This is a genomic window from Methyloceanibacter sp. wino2, assembly GCF_003071365.1.
GTDB lineage: Bacteria > Pseudomonadota > Alphaproteobacteria > Rhizobiales > Methyloligellaceae > Methyloceanibacter.
In genome coordinates, this window is sequence record NZ_CP028960.1 from 2,658,323 (window position 1) to 2,675,516 (window position 17,194).

17 protein-coding genes and 2 pseudogenes are annotated in these 17,194 nt (G+C 63.2%); 7 read left to right on the forward strand and 12 right to left on the reverse strand.

The window, feature by feature from the left end; genetic code table 11:
* The first annotated feature begins 241 nt into the window (after positions 1–241).
* Positions 242–928, forward strand: a complete 687-nt coding sequence (locus DCY11_RS12580; RefSeq protein WP_108683170.1) for an outer membrane protein — start codon at positions 242–244, stop codon at positions 926–928.
* On the opposite strand, the gene DCY11_RS12585 is transcribed toward DCY11_RS12580, so the two are convergent.
* From DCY11_RS12585 to DCY11_RS12605, 5 genes are all read right to left on the reverse strand, one after another.
* Entirely contained in the window at positions 912–1,619 is a 708-nt protein-coding gene (locus DCY11_RS12585; protein ID WP_159079999.1) for a ribonuclease T, read from the reverse strand. The two genes, DCY11_RS12580 and DCY11_RS12585, sit on opposite strands and share 17 nt — an antisense overlap.
* Positions 1,606–3,054 (reverse strand): M20/M25/M40 family metallo-hydrolase, encoded by a 1,449-nt coding sequence (locus DCY11_RS12590; RefSeq protein ID WP_108683835.1) that lies wholly within the window; start codon positions 3,052–3,054, stop codon positions 1,606–1,608. The genes DCY11_RS12585 and DCY11_RS12590 overlap by 14 nt, the downstream gene beginning before the upstream one ends.
* A 121-nt stretch (positions 3,055–3,175) precedes the next feature.
* Positions 3,176–3,391 carry a cold-shock protein gene (locus tag DCY11_RS12595; RefSeq protein WP_045368101.1) on the reverse strand — a complete coding sequence of 72 codons (216 nt, stop codon included), beginning with the start codon at positions 3,389–3,391 and terminating at the stop codon, positions 3,176–3,178.
* A gap of 226 nt (positions 3,392–3,617) precedes the next feature.
* Positions 3,618–3,917: a hypothetical protein gene (locus DCY11_RS12600; RefSeq protein ID WP_069443367.1), complete on the reverse strand. Its 300-nt coding sequence runs from the start codon at positions 3,915–3,917 to the stop codon at positions 3,618–3,620.
* A gap of 286 nt (positions 3,918–4,203) precedes the next feature.
* Entirely contained in the window at positions 4,204–4,563 is a 360-nt protein-coding gene (locus tag DCY11_RS12605; RefSeq protein ID WP_108683172.1) for a septal ring lytic transglycosylase RlpA family protein, read from the reverse strand.
* Between the two features lie 496 nt (positions 4,564–5,059).
* Here DCY11_RS12605 and DCY11_RS12610 point away from each other — a divergent pair, with 496 nt between their 5' ends.
* Both DCY11_RS12610 and DCY11_RS12615 read left to right on the forward strand, forming a co-directional pair.
* The gene (locus DCY11_RS12610) at positions 5,060–5,248 is read left to right on the forward strand and encodes a DUF3072 domain-containing protein (protein WP_245409368.1); all 189 of its coding nucleotides are present in this window, start codon (positions 5,060–5,062) and stop codon (positions 5,246–5,248) included.
* Positions 5,249–5,437: 189 nt separating this feature from the next.
* Positions 5,438–6,670: a lytic murein transglycosylase gene (locus DCY11_RS12615; RefSeq protein ID WP_108683174.1), complete on the forward strand. Its 1,233-nt coding sequence runs from the start codon at positions 5,438–5,440 to the stop codon at positions 6,668–6,670.
* 45 nt (positions 6,671–6,715) lie between these two features.
* Here DCY11_RS12615 and DCY11_RS12620 read toward each other — a convergent pair whose 3' ends face one another.
* Both DCY11_RS12620 and uvrB read right to left on the reverse strand, forming a co-directional pair.
* A complete protein-coding gene (locus DCY11_RS12620; RefSeq protein ID WP_208430468.1) occupies positions 6,716–7,153 on the reverse strand; it encodes a DoxX family protein in 438 nt (145 codons plus the stop codon).
* A 740-nt stretch (positions 7,154–7,893) separates the two neighbouring features.
* The gene (uvrB, locus tag DCY11_RS12625; RefSeq protein WP_108683175.1) at positions 7,894–10,299 is read right to left on the reverse strand and encodes an excinuclease ABC subunit UvrB; all 2,406 of its coding nucleotides are present in this window, start codon (positions 10,297–10,299) and stop codon (positions 7,894–7,896) included.
* A gap of 193 nt (positions 10,300–10,492) precedes the next feature.
* Here uvrB and DCY11_RS12630 point away from each other — a divergent pair, with 193 nt between their 5' ends.
* Positions 10,493–10,951, forward strand: a complete 459-nt coding sequence (locus tag DCY11_RS12630; protein WP_159080000.1) for a hypothetical protein — start codon at positions 10,493–10,495, stop codon at positions 10,949–10,951.
* Positions 10,952–10,993: 42 nt separating this feature from the next.
* Here DCY11_RS12630 and DCY11_RS12635 read toward each other — a convergent pair whose 3' ends face one another.
* From DCY11_RS12635 to DCY11_RS12645, 3 genes are all read right to left on the reverse strand, one after another.
* Positions 10,994–11,488, reverse strand: a complete 495-nt coding sequence (locus tag DCY11_RS12635) for a ferritin family protein (RefSeq protein ID WP_069443428.1) — start codon at positions 11,486–11,488, stop codon at positions 10,994–10,996.
* 52 nt (positions 11,489–11,540) lie between these two features.
* Complete coding sequence (locus DCY11_RS12640; protein ID WP_108683177.1) at positions 11,541–12,449, reverse strand: 2Fe-2S iron-sulfur cluster-binding protein; 909 nt, start codon at positions 12,447–12,449, stop codon at positions 11,541–11,543.
* Between the two features lie 199 nt (positions 12,450–12,648).
* Entirely contained in the window at positions 12,649–13,497 is an 849-nt protein-coding gene (locus DCY11_RS12645; protein ID WP_108683178.1) for a formate/nitrite transporter family protein, read from the reverse strand.
* A gap of 94 nt (positions 13,498–13,591) precedes the next feature.
* Here DCY11_RS12645 and DCY11_RS12650 point away from each other — a divergent pair, with 94 nt between their 5' ends.
* Both DCY11_RS12650 and DCY11_RS16195 read left to right on the forward strand, forming a co-directional pair.
* Positions 13,592–14,392: a DUF4239 domain-containing protein gene (locus tag DCY11_RS12650; RefSeq protein WP_159080001.1), complete on the forward strand. Its 801-nt coding sequence runs from the start codon at positions 13,592–13,594 to the stop codon at positions 14,390–14,392.
* A 372-nt stretch (positions 14,393–14,764) separates the two neighbouring features.
* Positions 14,765–15,127, forward strand: a pseudogene (locus DCY11_RS16195) (histone H1-like repetitive region-containing protein); the annotation flags it as partial.
* A gap of 242 nt (positions 15,128–15,369) precedes the next feature.
* Here DCY11_RS16195 and DCY11_RS16200 read toward each other — a convergent pair.
* Positions 15,370–15,924 (reverse strand): annotated as a pseudogene (locus DCY11_RS16200) (hypothetical protein); the annotation flags it as partial.
* A gap of 266 nt (positions 15,925–16,190) precedes the next feature.
* On the reverse strand, positions 16,191–16,361 hold the full coding sequence (locus tag DCY11_RS15710; protein WP_174202122.1) for a hypothetical protein: 171 nt from the start codon (positions 16,359–16,361) through the stop codon (positions 16,191–16,193).
* A gap of 135 nt (positions 16,362–16,496) precedes the next feature.
* Here DCY11_RS15710 and DCY11_RS12665 point away from each other — a divergent pair, with 135 nt between their 5' ends.
* Positions 16,497–17,180, forward strand: a complete 684-nt coding sequence (locus DCY11_RS12665; RefSeq protein ID WP_108683181.1) for an SRPBCC family protein — start codon at positions 16,497–16,499, stop codon at positions 17,178–17,180.
* The last annotated feature ends 14 nt before the right edge of the window (positions 17,181–17,194 follow it).

Genomic DNA, 17,194 nt, shown 5'->3' on the forward strand with positions numbered 1-17,194 from the left:
GGCGCCAAGTCGATGCGTTTGCATTCCGGCGACAGGCCGGTCGCGGCACGGTTTGGATCGCGCATCGCGCCGCTGCCGTCGCCGCGCTGACGCCCTTAACCCGCCACTAACCATACGAAGTTTTGCCGCCCTTCATCGTTAAGAGACGTTTAGGGGCGGGCTCTATCCTTCGGGGGTGAGGCCTGGTTTCGTAACGGGATTTGGGACGAAACCGGCGCTCGATCCATTGAGGGAGTGACTAATGCGTACGGGATTTTACCGGGCGATCGCCTTTTCCGCGGCTCTTGGCATTTGTGCTACGGCCTCCGTGCCTGCCAGCGCGCAGGACTACGGACTGTACGACAGCACGTCGTATTACGGCTCAAGCACGATGGGCTCTGACTCGACGTTCGAGGGGTGGTGGCTTGGCGCGACGATCGGCGGTTCCACCGTCAGCTACAGCACCTCGCCTGGTTCGGTCGATTCCGACGGCTTCATCGGCGGTGTCATCGGCGGCTTCAGTTGGCAGCACGGCCCGTTCGTGATCGGCCTCGAGGGCGACTATATGGGCGCCGATATCGAAGGCGGCGGCAGCATCAACAACGGGGTCAACAAGGCCAAGATCGGTTTCGACAATCTCGCCGATCTGCGCATGCGCTTGGGCTACACCATCACGCCGAACCTGCTGCTGTTCGGCACCTTGGGTGGTGCTTGGGCCGGCGCCGATGTGTATATGAGCGGACCTGGCGGCGGCTTCCGCGAAACCTCGTTCACCGGTTGGAGCGCGGGCGGTGGCGCCGAATACGCGTTTCAAAAGGACTGGAGCCTGCGCCTCGATTATCAGTTCACGGATTTTGGCGAAGAGTCCGTCAAATTCCAGGGCGGCAACAAGCAGACCTTCGATCCGGATTCGAACTCGTTCCGCGGCTCGGTCATCTATCGCTTCTAGAAACCGGCACTGTGATGCGTTGAAGCGGGCATAACCGTTTCTGATCGATGTTGGCGCCGCAGGCCTGCGGCGTCAGGTCCGTGCTGAAGCAAATCCGCACGTCGAAGAGATTGCCGCGCCGGCAGCTCACCGCGATCATGTCCGGTTGCAGCCAGTCGTTGGCGGCCTGGAACTCGCTCTCGATCTTCTCGGGCGACAGGAAGCGTTGCGTCTGCGGATCATCGAGCGGGCCGGGGATCGTGACCTGTTCGTACGCCTTGCGTGCCTTCGCGAAGTAGGCGGACGGCGACAGGCCGGTGCACGTCCCATGCGTCTTGTACTCGTGGATGACGATTTCCTTGTCGGGCATGATGCCCTGCATCTCCTGGATCACGTCCGACGAAATCCACGGACGTTCGCCATGGTAACAGTCTTCCGGCCAGCCGAGATCGTATTGCGGCCATAGGCCGTGCAGGACGAAGTCGGCCTGCCGGTCTTCGTCGCATTGGTCGTCGCCGCGTTCATGCCCTTCAGTGAGGCAGTGGGTCGGGGACCAACTCAAAACGAGAGCGTAGTAATCGACGTCGCCGGGATCGGCATGCCGGAAGGCATGCGGTTCGGGGCCGTTGTCGGCGCACGCCGGCGCGATGCCGAGGAGCGATATCGCGAGGGCGAGGGCGAGGGCGCAGACAGACGCGCTACGCCGCGGCATTGGCAGCTCCGAGCGCAGCCAGGATGCGGACCCAGCTCCGCGCCCCCTTTTCGAAACTCGAGAGATTGTATTTCTCGTTCGGCGAATGAATTGCATCGTCCTCCAACGCGAAGCCGACCAGCAGCGCGTCCATGCCAAGCCGCGTCCTAAACGCCTCGACAATAGGGATGGAGGCGCCGCAGCCGACGATCACCGGCGCCTTGCCCCATTCCGCCTCGAGCGCTTGCGCCGTCGCGCGAAAGGCCGGCGCATTGGTATCGAAGCCGACGGCCGGGGATCCGCCTTCGCCCTTGTACGTGACGTCGACATCGGCGGGCAGGCGCGCCGCGATGTATTGGTGGAGGCCTTCGATGACCTTGCTCGGCTCTTGGCCCGGTACGAGCCGGAAGGAGAACTTCGCCGATGCTTCGGCGGGAATGACCGTCTTGGTGCCGGGGCCCGTGTAACCGCCGAGGATGCCGTTCACCTCGATGGTCGGCCGGCTCCAGAGCTGTTCGACGACGCTTCGATCCGTTTCGCCGGCGGGCACGCTAAGGCCGACTTCGCCGAGGAACCCTTCGCCGTCGAAATTGAGCGCGCGCCAGGCGTCACGTTGTTCCTGCGAGGGCTCCGACACGCCGTCGTAGAAATCGGGGATGGTGATGCGGCCGGTGTCGTCGTGCAGGCCCGCGATCAGTTCGGCCAGAACGCGAATGGGATTTTGAGCAGGGCCGCCGTAGATGCCCGAATGCAGATCGCGCGACGGCCCACGCAAAGTGACTTCCGAAAAAGCCAAGCCGCGCAGGAAGGCGGTGATCGCCGGCGTCTCGGCATCCCATTGGCCCGTGTCGCAAACGAGCGCGATGTCGGCCTTCAGGGAGTCTCCATGCGCTTGAAGAAACGGTTCCAGGCTCGGGCTTCCGGATTCCTCTTCGCCCTCGAGCAGCACCGTGACATCCACGGGAAGGGCGCCGGTCGCGTCCATCCACGCGCGGCATGCCTCGATGAAGGTCATCACCTGGCCTTTGTCGTCGGAGGCGCCGCGCGCCACGATGATCTTGCCGTGGGTCGGGTCGTCGACGATCTGCGCGTCGAAGGGCGGCGCGTTCCAGGCCTCCAACGGATCCGGCGGCTGCACGTCGTAGTGACCGTAGAAGAGGACATGCGGGCGCGGCTGGCAGTCCGGTTCACCGCGCCACCGCGCCACGACCATGGGCTTGCCGTCGGTCGGCTCGACGCCGGCTTCGAAGCCGATGTCGCGCAGCGTCTCCGCGCACCAACCGGCGGCCTCGAGGCAGGCATCGTGGTAGGCCGGGTCGGTCGAAATGCTGGGAATGGCCAGGAACGCGGTGAGGCGGGCGAGCGCGTCCGCCTGATCTTTCTCGAGCGTGTCCAGAACGCTGTCGGGCGCAAGGTCCGCCCCGCGTTGCGTCACGCCGTTGTCCTGCACCGTCATGAACTCGCTCGTCTTGCATTTGGCCGTGCTGCGTCCACCGGCCAATAAAAACCCGCCGGCGACATTAGCGTCCAATGACGCCAGAGTCGCGGCGGGTAAACAACTTCAGGTATTCGGGACGTTATTCTCCGAGCTGGACATTGATCGCCTGGGGTCCCTTGCCCCGGCGGTCCGGCTCCGTCTCGAACGAGACCCGTGCCCCTTCGTCGAGTGCCGGCAGACCGGATCGCTGCAGAGAAGAGATATGCAAGAACACATCTTTTCCGCCGTCGTCTGGCGTAATAAAGCCGAAGCCTCGCGTGTGATTGAAAAACTTGACCGTACCGGTCTGACGCATGGGAAGCTCCTTTCCCCCTCCAATAGGTCCCGCGCGCGCGGGAAATATAGGCAAGTCTAGGAAACGGGAAAAGAAACCACGTCACTTCCCACGGAGCGTGAGCGGCCAGCCTCAACCCTGGTTCGCAGTCTGCCCAATAAAGCGCCTCACTCTAGTTGTGTCTGCTAGTCATGCGCAAGACCCCACGTGGGTCTTGGGCGAGGCTAGGGCAATACAAACGAGGCGTTTAGTTGGGGTAGGGCGACTGGTTCGGCGGCCCATTGAGCTCGTAACCACCGGCGCCGTAATCGAAGCCAGGCGCTTCGACGGACGGCTCGGGCATTTCCGGCGTGCCCCAGACATCGCTCAACGTCCAGGAGGTGCCGCCAATGGCCGGTCCGCGATGGGGCTTCTGCAAGAGGCCGCCGGAGCGTTCGCTGCGGGCGCCGTTCTGGGCTTCGGCCGTCTCGACCGAAAGGCCAATAGAGGTCGCGACGATAAGGGTCGCGAGGGGAAGCGCTCTGAAGAAAGCCGCTAGCGTGAGCATTTGGGTAGCCTCCGGTCGGGCCGGGCCCGCATGGCCCGTCGTTCGATTCTCACAGTATTTGGTTCGGGCGTCACTTGCACGCACGATCGAAGACAATGTCTTCGAAAACCCTTCGAATAAGGAATATGGAGGCTTTTTCGGCCCGTGCCTGTGGCATCCGGGCAACGGTCGGAAATCTTCTGCGTGTTGCGCGCCGACCTCTCAACGAAAAGAGGGACGCCCGGTCCTCCCAGGCATCCCTCTCAGCATGTGATCCCGCCTCTTGGCGAGAGATTTGGCCGGCCCGCTAGTTCAGGCGGGTCAGGCTCACCTTTGCGGTGCCCGAGCTGATCATGCCGAGCTTCGAGGCGGCAGCTTTGGACACATCGATGATCCGGCCGCCGGTGAAGGGGCCGCGGTCATTGATGCGCACGACCACAGAGCGGCCGTTGTGCAGGTTTTTCACGCGCACCTTGGTGCCGAAAGGCAGCGAGCGGTGGGCGGCGGTGAGGGCGTTGGGATTCATGCGCTCGCCACTCGCAGTCATCGAGTGGAGGGCGTACCAAGACGCGTTACCCACCTGGGCGGCGTTCGCGGCGTTGAGCGGCAGCAGGAACGGCGCCGAAAGAAGTCCCACCAACAACAGTCTTACGCACACTTTCAACATGCGTTTCTTATCTCCTTCAATCTTGGGAGGGGTTCGAGCTTGGGGACTCGGTCGTTCGCGAGTCAGCAGTGCTCGTTCTGCGCGGATCGCAATTTATGGAAGAAGGCGGCGGAAAGCTGGCAGCCGCGCGGTCTTTGGAAGGCCATTTGCTGACGGCGTAGCCACGCTTTTATCAAATATTACAAAAGCTTATCTTTTTGCGCCAAATTGTGCCAGCGCGATGCCCGAAAGTACTGTGGCGCGATACCACGGCATGGCCACAAGCATTCGCGGTCGGATGGCCGTTCTTGGAGCCGGCAAGTCTCGAGGGTATCTGCCGTCAGTTTAGGCTGTCCGAATCTGTGCCCAAATCATTGACTTACATCACCTAATGCTTGCCCTTTTTAGTCCCTATTGTAACACTCTTATGTACAAACAGATTCCAATGGGGAAAGCCAAGGACGCGTGAGAGATGGAACAAGAGAAGAGGGTGCCTGAAGGTCAGGAAAGTCAGTACATGGCAGGGGACGCCAACGGACTGGAGCCGATGACTGTGACGCAGGCAACTTACCTCAAGACACTCGCCGACCAGATGCACGAACCGAAGGCCTTCGAGCAGGGGCTGAGCCGCAGCGAGGCATCCCGGCGCATCGACGTGCTGCGAGAGAAGATCAGGATTTGGGAGCTCCCGCCGCACACCGACTAGCATCGGTTTTCGCGGGGCCCGTTCCCACACGCGGCGGCGCGTATCGCACGCGCCTCCCACTCTGATTTGCCGGACACGGCCTCTATGCGGTCGGGCCATTTTACAATGGCATGACAAGCATTCGCCGATCTGTTCGAACTCATTCCTCTTTGCTTGACGGATGCCGTCCGACTGGGTTCAGTGGCGCGCATGTCTACACACCCCCTGACTCGCGTCATTCGATTCTCAGTGCTCGCTGGCCTGTGTGCGGCAGTGCTGTTCGGTTCCGCTTCGTCTGCGCTCGCGCAGAAGTGCCCCGGCCCCGCAGGCTTCAGTAAGTGGCTGCAAGGCTTCAAACAGGAAGCCATCGCCGAGGGGATCTCGCCGCAAACAGTGGCCACTGCCCTGAACGGCGTCACCTACGATCCGCGGGTCGTCGCGAAGGACCGCGCCCAAGGTGTGTTCGCGCAGGACTACCTGACCTTCACCAATCGGATGGTGAACAAGAACCGCTTGGCGTCGGGCCGGGCGCGGCTTCAGAAGTACGCGCCGGTCTTCAAGCGGATTGAACAGCAATACGGCGTACCCGGTCCTGTGCTGGTGGCTTATTGGGGCCTGGAGACCGACTTCGGCGCCTTCATGGGCAACATGGACAGCATCCGCTCCCTGGCGACGCTGAGCTACGACTGCCGCCGACCCGAGGAATTTCGCGAGCAGCTGATGGATGCCTTGAAGGTGCTCGACCGGGGCGACCTTCACCGTTCGCAAATGCGCGGGCCGACCCACGGTGAGGTGGGGCAGTTCCAGTTCCAGCCCAGCACCTACTACAACTTCGCCGTCGACTACGATGGCGACGGGCGCCGCGATCTCGTGAAGAGCGTGCCGGACTCGCTCGCCTCGGCGGCGAACTACATAGCCTCGAAGGGCTGGCAGGCCGGTCAGCCCTGGCTGGAAGAGGTGATTGTGCCGCAGAACCTGCCGTGGGACCAGGCCGACGTGACCATCCAGCGGCCGCGGCTGTTCTGGTCCAAGTACGGGGTGAAGTATCGCAACGGCCAGCCCGTGCCGGCGGACGCGACGCCCGCCGCGCTGCTCCTGCCGATGGGACGCAACGGACCGGCCTTCCTCGCCTATCCCAACTTCATCAATGTCTACCTCGACTGGAACAATTCGCTGGTCTACTCGACGGCCGCCGGCTACTTCGCCACGCGGCTCGCGGGCGCGCCGCCGCTTCGTACCGGCAACCCCGAACCCTTCAGCGGTGAGGAGAGCAAGCAGCTGCAACGGCTCCTCGTGCAGCGCGGCTACGATGTCGGCAAGATCGACGGCGTGATCGGCGCGGCGACCCGGGATTCGATCCGCGCCATGCAGCTTCAATACGGGCTGCCTGCGGACGGCTATCCGAGCCACGCACTGTTGCGGAAATTGCAGGCCGGCGGCTAAGCGCCGGCCGGCCCGCGTTTCACGCAGACACAACCCTTCCTTACGTCACGCGCCGCCAGATGAGGTGATCGATCGAGATCGCCCGGGGCCGCGCGCGACGAGGAGGAACAGCAGCGCGAACCACAGGATGTGGTCGGGCCAGCCCTGCGGATAGACGAAGACCTGGATGACGGCGACCATGCCCATAAAGGCCAGCGCCGTGAGGCGGGTCGCCAAGCCGATCACCAGCAGAACGGCACCGATGAGCTCCTGGTAGGTGGCGAGATAGGCCAAGATCTCCGGCGGAATGACGGGCACCTTGTATTCCTCCTTGAAGAGGAAGAACGTGGTGCTCTTCACCTGAAAGGTCTCGTCTACCTTTGTCAGGCCCGAGCGCCAGAACACGGAGGCCACGGACAGACGCGCGATCAGCGCGACCAGGCTATAGGGGATTCCTTCGGCCAAGTTCCGGCCGGTCTTCAGTAAACGGACGAGTGCGGACATTTCGACTCCCTGCTGCCAATTTGATGTGCAGCCAAGCTAGCCGACCTTGCCGTCACGTAAGGCTCATATCTCCTCACAAGCGCTTGACCGCTTCGCGAGGTGGCGCGCGCGAAAAAGCCCGGCGCGGTGGCCGAGCTTTTCGACGCAAAACTTTGGCTTTCCGGTCTCCGGGGACTGTCCACGCGGGCAGGCGCAGACGAGGGGAGGCGAAACCGGGAAGGCTTACGACGACAACAGACTACTTGTACGGCACGGGGGCCGGGGGAAGCTCCGTGACAACAGCCTGCTGGTGCAAATGGAAACACCCGCCAAGGGCGAGCGTCGCGGTAACGACCGCAAGAGCGATGATGGTGCGCATAACTGATTCCCTCTACGCGTTGCGTACTCAAATCGGTACGCAACCACTTTCGCTTCATAGGCTTGAAAAAGCGTTAAAGGGGGGATCGGTTTGGAACGGCCCGTTTTCCGCGGCGTTGCTGGGCCCAATAACCGAGAAGCCCGGCGCGAGCGCCAGGCTTCCGGGTCGATAGGCTTCCCCTCGCTTGTGGCACGAGGAGTTGGGGGTGAAGAGCCATGTCCTTGTGGATGCGTTCGCCGGATCCTCAAGGACATGCGGCAGGAGACGTCATGGCGCGGCTCGTCTCTCCACCCTGAACGAAGCGTGGCGCAACGCGCGGCCGCGGGCCTTGCGTTGGATCAAGTGCAAGTCGTTGGAAGTTCTGATGTTTGTCAGAACCTGCCTAGGTGCGGTTTGTCTTGAACGTCCGCGTGCCGGGCTTGCCGGAGCGTGAGCGGGGTTTGGCTTTGCGCAACGGGATCTCGCGGTTGTGCGGTCCCATCTCGTCGAGGCTCGGCTTGTGCGGGCGGGAGATGTCGGTCGATGCCGCCGAGCGTTCCAGCTCCGATTGCCGGGCCAGCGGATCGTTGGCGATGGCGAGCTCCATCTGGCGCAGCCGTTTGACCTCGTCGCGCAGGCGGGCGGCCTCCTCGAATTCGAGGTCGGCGGCGGCGGTGCGCATGCGTTTCTCCATGTCTTGGATAACGCTCTCGATATTGTGGCCGACCGTGCCTTCGATCGGCGTTTGGCCGTCCTCGGCGAAGCCGGCGCCCGCGTCCACCAGCACGTGGTCGCGCTCGTATACGCTTGAGAGGATGTCGCCAATGTTCTTCTTCACGCTTTCCGGCGTGATGCCGTTGGCCTCGTTCCAGGCGACCTGCTTTTCACGCCGCCGCGAGGTCTCGGCCATGGCGCGCTCCATGGAGCCGGTTATGCCGTCCGCATAGAGGATCACCTTGCCGTCCACGTTGCGGGCAGCGCGGCCGATGGTTTGGACGAGCGAGGTCTCGGAGCGCAGGAAGCCTTCCTTGTCCGCATCGAGAATGGCGACGAGCGCGCACTCGGGAATATCCAGGCCCTCGCGCAACAGATTGATGCCGATCAGCACGTCGAAGGCGCCGAGCCGAAGGTCACGGATGATCTCGATGCGCTCCAGCGTCTCCACGTCCGAATGCATGTAGCGCACGCGCAAGCCTTGCTCGTGCATGTATTCGGTCAGGTCCTCGGCCATGCGCTTCGTCAGTGTGGTGACGAGCACGCGGTAGCCGTTGGCCACCACTTTGCGGGTCTCGTCGATGAGGTCGTCCACCTGGGTGGTGGCGGGGCGGATTTCGACCGGCGGGTCCACGAGCCCCGTGGGCCGGATGACCTGCTCGGCGAACACGCCGCCGGTCTGATCCAGTTCCCAGCCGCCCGGCGTGGCCGACACGTAGACGGTCTGCGGGCGCATGGCGTCCCACTCCTCGAAGCGCAACGGACGATTGTCCATGCAGGAGGGCAGGCGGAAACCGTATTCCGCGAGTGTGGACTTGCGCTTGTAGTCGCCGCGGAACATGGCGCCGATCTGGGGCACGGTGACGTGGCTTTCGTCGACGAAGACGAGCGCGTTGTCGGGCAGATACTCGAACAGGGTCGGCGGCGGCTCGCCGGGCTTGCGTCCGGTGAGGTAGCGCGAATAGTTCTCGATGCCGGCGCAGGACCCGGTGGCCTCGATCATCTCCAGATCGAACAGGGTCCGTTGCTCAAGGCGCTGCGCCTCCAGAAGACGCCCGGCGCCGTTCAACTCGATAAGGCGCTGCTTCAACTCCTCCTTGATGCCGCGCACGGCCTGTTTCAGCGTGGGCTTCGGCGTCACGTAGTGCGAGTTGGCGTAGATCTTCACGATGGCGAATTCGTCGGTCTTGGCACCAGTCAGGGGATCGAACTCAACGATGGCTTCGATCTCGTCGCCGAACAGCGAGATACGCCAGGCCCGGTCGTCCAGATGGGCCGGCCACAGCTCGATCGTGTCGCCGCGCACCCGGAAAGACCCGCGCGCGAAATTCACGTCGTTACGCCGGTACTGCAGCGCCACGAGGTCCGCCATCAGCTGCCGCTGCTCGATGCGGTCGCCGCGCTTCAGGCTGAACGTCATGGCCGTGTAGGTCTCGACCGAGCCGATACCGTAGATGCAGGACACGCTGGCGACGATCACCACGTCGTCCCGCTCCATGACCGCGCGCGTGGCCGCATGGCGCATACGGTCGATCTGCTCGTTGATGGACGAGTCCTTCTCGATATAGGTGTCCGTGCGCGGGATGTAGGCTTCCGGCTGGTAGTAGTCGTAATAGGAGACGAAATACTCCACCGCGTTGTCGGGGAAGAAGCTCTTGAACTCCCCGTAGAGCTGGGCGGCCAGCGTCTTGTTGGGCGCCAGAATGAGAGCAGGCCGCTGGGTGCGCGCGATGACCTGAGCCATGGTGAAGGTCTTGCCCGAGCCGGTGACCCCGAGCAGCACCTGATCGCGCTCCTGCGCATCCGCCTGGGCCACGAGTTCGGCGATGGCCTGGGGCTGGTCGCCTTTCGGCTCCATCTCCGTCTGGAGGTTGAGCTCGATGCCGCCTTCGGATTTCTCGGGGCGCGCGGGACGGTGGGGCGTAAACTCCATGGCCGCGCCCGTGACGAGCGGGTGGTCCTGGATCAGGGGTTGGGACGCTTCGCCGAAACCGGGGTCGCGCCGGTCGCCGGACACGGGCATGCCCGCCGCTTCGCCGGTGACGGCGCGGGGCTCAGCGCGGGATCCGAAAGTCTTGGGTGGGCGAGGGGGCATGCTCGCGAATATGGCGACCGGGAAGGGCGTTGGCTAGGGGCGAGAGGTCGCTCTTCGGACGGGGCCGAGTTGCGGCGCGCAGCGGCTCTCGTCACGCGTTGTTGCCATGCCAGTTCTAACGATTGTCTTCATGGTTTCTTGGGCAGGGTATGCACACAGTGAGGGTGTCGAACTCATGAGAAAGGTGCTTCAGATGACGCGTCGGACGTACTTGTTGGCCGGAGTCGCCGTTTTGGCCCTGTCTGCTCAGGCTGTTGCGAAGGAACAGCCCGCGCCGGGCGAGCCCGTGACCTGGCATGCCACCAGCAAGACGGCAGACTCCATCACGGGAGACGTGGTGTATCTCCCCAACAGCCTGACCTTTGCCAACGGTACCTCGCTGGCGATGACCGCCGTGACCAATGGGCCGGCCCCTTGGGCGATTTTCAGCAGCGGCTCGGGTGGCGACGGGGAAATCTACAAGCTCGAGAGCCCGGCCGATCCGGAACTTCTCAACGGCAACAAGCTCTGCGGTATGCCCGACCAGCCCGTGACCTATGTGATGATCGCACCCAATCCGAAAGGCGATGAGATGGTCTTGGGGGTGTTCACCGGCGAAGACGCGCCGACGGCCACATCCGAACCATGCGCGACATACAGTTACGAACTCTGACGCGCCACAGGCAGCGCTACCGGGTAGAGGCTGCCTAGCCGGCTAGGGGGCGGTCAGGACGATGTCCACGGGCAGCGGCTTGCCGGCCTTATGGGCCGCTATCCACCGCTTCAGTTCCGTGACATGCCCGCGCTCTTCCTCGACGAACTCCTTGGCCAGCGCCTTGATCTCCGGGTCCTTGGTGGTGTCGAGAACGGTCTTGTAAAAATCGAAGCCTGCGGTCTCGGCGTCCAACGCAATTTCCAGCGCCGCGTCGCGGCCGATCATGGGGTCCGCGGCCCAGATCGCGGCTGTCTCGGGGCTCTCGAGCTCGGGCCAGCTGAAGTCCCCCGGTTTCAAATCGGGGATTTCACGGAACCCAGAGCGGGCTTTTGCCTCGCCGTAGTGGAGCCTCGAATATTCCGACAATTGCCGGAATAGCTTACCGACGTTTCGATTGCCAGATGCGTCCATGGCGTCCGCGAGCTGGCCGAAACGTTCGGCCGCCTCGCGTTCCAGGTTCATAGCGTAGGCAAGAAACTCCTCCACACTCTCCATAGCGGGTTCCTCCACGGGTTCGCTGTTGCCCAGCCGGTCGCTGTAAGACCGCCTAAACGGTGGCGGGTTGCTTTGCGCTCTTCTCCGCCCATTCCTCACGCGTGATCCAGGCCTCGATGACTTTGAGCCGCTCCGCCTTGTGGGCGACGAAGTCCCTGGCCACCGACGCGACCTCGGGGTTCTTGGTCGTCGCCGTTACCGAGACATAGAACTCGTAGGCGCGCGTTGCGCCTTGCAGAGCGACGCGGAGCACGCCCAGCCTTCTCAGTGCTGAATCGCCCGCGAAAGACGAACTCTGCTCCGGCCCAACCTGTTCGGGCCAGACGTAGTCGGGGGGAACCGACTTGCCGTCGTCGATGCTTCCGGCGCGTGCTCTCGCTTCGCCAAGATGCATCCGCGCCGAGTCTGCCAGCTGCTCAAACAGGCTCTTGAGCTCGGAGTCGCCACAGGCGCCCATGTCCTTGGCCAGCTGGTTGTAATGGTCGGCGGCATCTTCCTCGACCTTGACCGCGTAGCTGAGGAACTCATCCACCGTGGCGATCTGCAATCCGCCGGCGAAGACCTTGGCCGCAGGGGTGATGTAGGGGCCTTGATCGGGCACCGTGTCGTCCCCTTGGAAGGTGACGACGATGTCCTCGTGCCGCACGAAGCACTGGCAGGCGAGCCGGTAGCGCGGCGGCATGTCGTTGACCTCCGCGTCGTAGATCTCGTCCTTGGTGATCTTGCCGAGCTGCTTGAGGAGTTCCTTCTCCTTTTCCGTCAGCGCGATCGCGTTCTTGGTCGTCGGGCTGAGATGGCTGACCTCCACGAGGCACGAGCCGCATTCACCGTCCTGACAATCGAACGGGATGGGCACTTTGTGCGCCTTGGCCAGAGAGAGAATGGTCCCGCGATCTCCGGCGATCGCGTAAACGGTGACGTCCTTCGCCAGCTTCGGCGAGGAGAAGGTGACGTTGGCCACGGCGTGCCTCCGATCCTGACAGTTTGCCCAGCGAGGCCTCTTGGCCTCCCGCATCGAAAAGCAATCGCCATGCCACGAGAAAAACGGCCCGATTTCAGGACACGCGCTCACCTCTCGGCGCCCCCGTTTGAGGGGAAACCGACAATCGCCGCACGATTGCTTGAGCCAGATCAAGAAATGGCGGAAGTCGGCCGAAGACCTAGCCTTCCAGTTCCTGCCGGACTTGCGCGTAGCTGATCATGGCGAAGAGGACGGTGCCGCCCGCCACATTGCCCAGGAGCGTCGGTATGAAGAAGCCGCCGAACGCCTGCCAGAAGCCCACCTCGCCGATGAGGACCATGTAGATCGCCTCCACCGAGCCGGCGATGATGTGGGTGAAGTCGCCGAGCGCGATGATGTAGGTGATCAGCGTGATGATGAATATCTCGGTTCCTTCGGAGGAGGGCAGCATCCACACGAGCGCGGCGATCAGCCAACCGGCCATGATGCCCTTCATGAACATTTCGGTCGGGCTGTTGGCCATCAGATGCCGCCCGATCTCGGTGATCGCGTGTTGCGTGGTGTCGGAGAACGCGCCCGAATAGGCGAGGAAGGCAGCGAAGAAGAAGCAGCCGACAAGGTTGCCGCCGAGAACGATGCCCCACAGGCGCAGCACGTCCCATACGGCGCTCCAGTCCTTTCGCACCATGACGGGCAGGACAGCGGTGAGCGTGTTCTCCGTGAAGAGCTGCTGCCGGGCGAGGATGACGATCAGGAAGCCGACGCAATAGCCGAAATCGGCGATGATGGCCGCGCTCGGGAAGGGCTGCAGATAGGCTTCGAGCAGCGCCTGCGAGAGGACGGAGAAACCGATCGACAGCCCTGCGGCGAGGGCGGACCACCACAGGGCGTTGAACCTGCGCGACAGTTCCGCTTCGCCCTCCAGGCGTATGATCTCGTACACCACGGCGGCGCGAAGCCGGCGGCGCTCCTTCGCCTCCTTGCTTTCCCGCCGTGTCAGCCCCTCTTGCGGCTGGGGTTCGTTTGAGCTTGAACCTTTGTCGGCCATAGGTTTCTGTGTCCCGAATCGCTTTGAGTGCCGGCGAAGTCTAGCGGACACCGCCGGACGCGCCCAACACCGCCGACGCGAGGATTGCCGCCTCATGGTAGACGCCGCTCCCCCGATCGCCTTTCTCAGCTTGATGCGAGACACGCCCCTGTGGGCGATCGGCGCCGTCGTGACGGTCGTGGTGGTGGGTTACGCGGTCGGGCTCATGCTGCTCACGCGCTTTCACTACGGCGCCGACCGTCTGAAGGAGAACAACGAGGTCGCAGGCTTCAAATACGCCGTGGTCGGTGTTTTGTACGCCGTGCTGCTGGCATTCGTCGTCATCGCCGTCTGGGAGGACTACACGCATACGGAGGACTCGGTACGCGACGAGGCCAAGGCAACCATCGACCTCTATCACGTCGCGTTGGCGTTGCCGGACGAGGGCAGCAATGTCCGTGAGGCGGTTCTGCGCTACACGAAGAGCGTCTACGACACTTCGTGGGACTCTATGGCGCTCGGCGGAAGAAGCGAGGCCGTCGGCCGCAACCTCGTCGCACTTAACCAGGCGATACTCGACCTGGAACCCTCGAGCCGCAAGGAGCAGGTGCTGTTTCAGCAAGCGCTCGACTTGCTGACGCTGATCACGGACAACCGCAACGAACGGCTGGACAGCGCGAACGGGTCGGTGCCGGGGGTGCTCTGGTTCGTGCTCATCGTCGGCGGCTTGATCACGCTCGGCTATCCCGCCTTCTTCGCGTCGTCCAATTTGGACGCGCAGGTTCTCATGACCGGCTCACTGGCGGCGCTGCTGGCGTTGACGCTGTTTCTCGGCATCGCCTTCGACTTTCCGTTCACGGGCGATCCGCACATTTCACGAGGGCCATTCGCCGACGCCTTGCTGCAGATGGAGTAAGTCCGCGGCGCGCACCTAGCGTCGCGTTTGCGTGAAAAGACGTATACGGTCCAACCGGTTGGCACAGAGGTTCGGAAGGCGTCTTGCACTGCAATATGATTGCGGCGTTTCCTCTGCACAAAGCGAATCGGTTGGTGTCCGTGAGGCACGAACGGCTGTATCGTGGAGCGCGCTGTGAAAGATTCGCTTGTTGCAGTTCAACGGTGTGATCTGTTGAATTGCCACAATGCGCATTATATGTGCGTATACCAAATAAAAAGAGTTCACTTGCCATGTGGTGCGGCAAGCCTGGAGCACTAGTGAAGCGTAACTGGAGTACGCGTCCTCGTGAACGGGTCGCTGAGCGACACCAAACAGCATCGGAGCAAACCAATGGCTACGAGAACAACTGGGAAGAAACGTACAGCGAGTAAGAAGTCACCAGCCCGCCGTACGGCGGCACGACGAACGGCGGCGCGTAGGCCGGCCGCTCGCAAGACGGCAGCCCGGAAGACGGCTGCCCGTAAGACCACCGCGCGCAAGAGCACTGCGCGTAAGTCGCCTGCAAGGAAGACTGCAACGCGCAAGACGGCCGCTCGCAAAACAGCCGCTCGTAAGACAGCCGCTCGTAAGACGGCGCGGAAATCAACCGCACGCAAATCGACGGCGCGGAAGAGCGCAGCCCGGAAGACGGCGGCTCGGAAGAGCCCGGCGCGTAAGACAGCCGCCCGCAAAACCGCGGCGCGGAAGACCGCACGGAAGTCGACTGCACGTAAGAGTGCGGCTCGGAAGACGGCGGCCCGGAAGAGCCCGGCGCGCAAGACGTCAGCTCGCAAGACAGCCGCTCGTAAGACGGCAGCGCGGAAGACCGCTCGGAAGTCGACCGCACGTAAGAGTGCGGCCCGGAAGACGGCGGCTCGGAGAAGCCCCGCCCGCAAGACGGCTGCTCGCAAGACGGCGGCGCGGAAATCGACGGCTCGCAAATCCACTGCGCGCAAGTCGACCGCACGAAAGTCTGCCGCGCGCAAATCGACAGCGCGGAAATCGACGGCTCGGAAGAGTGCGGCCCGGAGGGGCACGGCACGAAAGTCCGCGGCCAAGAAATCCGCGGCCAAGAAGTCGGCGCGAAAGGCTTCCGCTCGGAAAGCGCCAGCCAAGAAGTCGGCCGCTAAGAAGAAAACTGTCGCCAAAAAGTCGGCAGTGAAGAAGGCGGCCGCGAAGAAGAAGAAGGCCCCAGCGCGTAAGACGGCAGCCAAGAAAACCGTCGCGAAGAAGAAGACGGTCGCGAAGAAAGCGGCGCCGAAAAAGGCCGCTTCGAAAAGAGCTGCCCCGAAGAAGGTCGCCCCGAAGAAGGCAGCCCCGAAGGCCGTGGCGCCAAAGACCGTGGCACCGGCGCCGAAGCCTGCTGCGCCTCCGATGGCGCGGCCGGCACCAAGGCCGCCTGTGGCCCAGCCGGTACAACGGCCGCCATTGGCACAGCCGTCACCGTCGCAGCCGTCGTCGCCCGGATTGGGCAGTGCCCCATCGCGGCCGGGTGGTCCCGGAAGCGCCATACCCGGGTACACGCCGCCACGCCCGCCGATGCCCGGAACGACGCCGGGTCCGGCGCCCACGCCGATGCCTTATCGGCCTTCCTGGGCGCGGGACGACGACTAGACCGGTTGTCGATGAAAACACGAAGGGCCAGCAGCGATGCTGGCCCTTCTTATTTTGTGCGCCTTCAAGTCTTGTGCGCTCTCAAGCAGTTGCGGCGTCCGTCCACGGACGGTACGCGGCGGGTTTTTTTCCGCCGTCAGTCCGAGCCGGGTGGGACCGGCCCCTAGACGCCCCTGAAGATATTGCCGACCGCAAGGATCACGTAGGCGGCAATCGCCACCCAGAACCTGTACTCGCCGATGATTGGCAGCGGCATGAACGTGCTGAGCACCGCCAAAATCGCCAGAACGATCGAAATGACGAAGACCATGGTGGTTGGCGGAGATAGATTCATTGTCAAACCCTCCCTCATGTTGACGTTGAAACTGTAATCGTTTTCTGTGACTTTGCGAGCGCGGAACCGTGGCGCTCGTGCCACAGTGGCGGCCGTTTGCAGGGGCTCATCGCCGAGAATACAGGAGACGTGGGTATGGCGCCGATGATGCGGCTCATCCTTGGGCTTGGTGTACTTGTTCTGATTCTTTCGGCGGTCGCGCTCGGGCTCCCGGCCTATGTCACAGCCACGCGGTCGGTGGTCATCAACGCACCGGAATACGTGATCTATCCGTACTTGAACAATCTGCGGAACCAGAAGGAATGGGCTCCGTGGGCGGTCAAGGACGAGAATATCAAGATGACCTATTCGGGGCCGCCCGAGGGTAACGGTGCAAAGGTTCAGTGGGAGAGCGACGTCGCCTCCGTGGGTGACGGCAGCATCCAGATCGTCGAGTCCGATCCGCCTCACAGCCTGACGCTGGCTGCGGATGTCAAAGGCGTTCAGGGGACGAGCAATTTCCAGCTGGTGCCCGACGGCGCCGGATCCAAAGTCACCTGGTCGTTTGAATTCGAATCCGGCTCCAGCCCGATCAAGCGCTGGAAGGGCTTGATGCTCGACGGCTATATCGGCGAGGTCTACGAGGACGGCCTGGAGAAGCTGAAGCAGACCGTCGAGTCCACACGAGCACAGGCGAGGCCGCAGCCCGCGCCGGTGGCGCCTGCGGCGCCAGCGGAAACCCCCGAGGCCGCAACGCCGGAAGGCGGTGAATCGGTCATCCCGGAACAGACGCCGGCGCCCGACGCCCCGGCCGCCGAGGCCCCCGCGGAGCAGCCTTAAACGCCCGAGCGTTT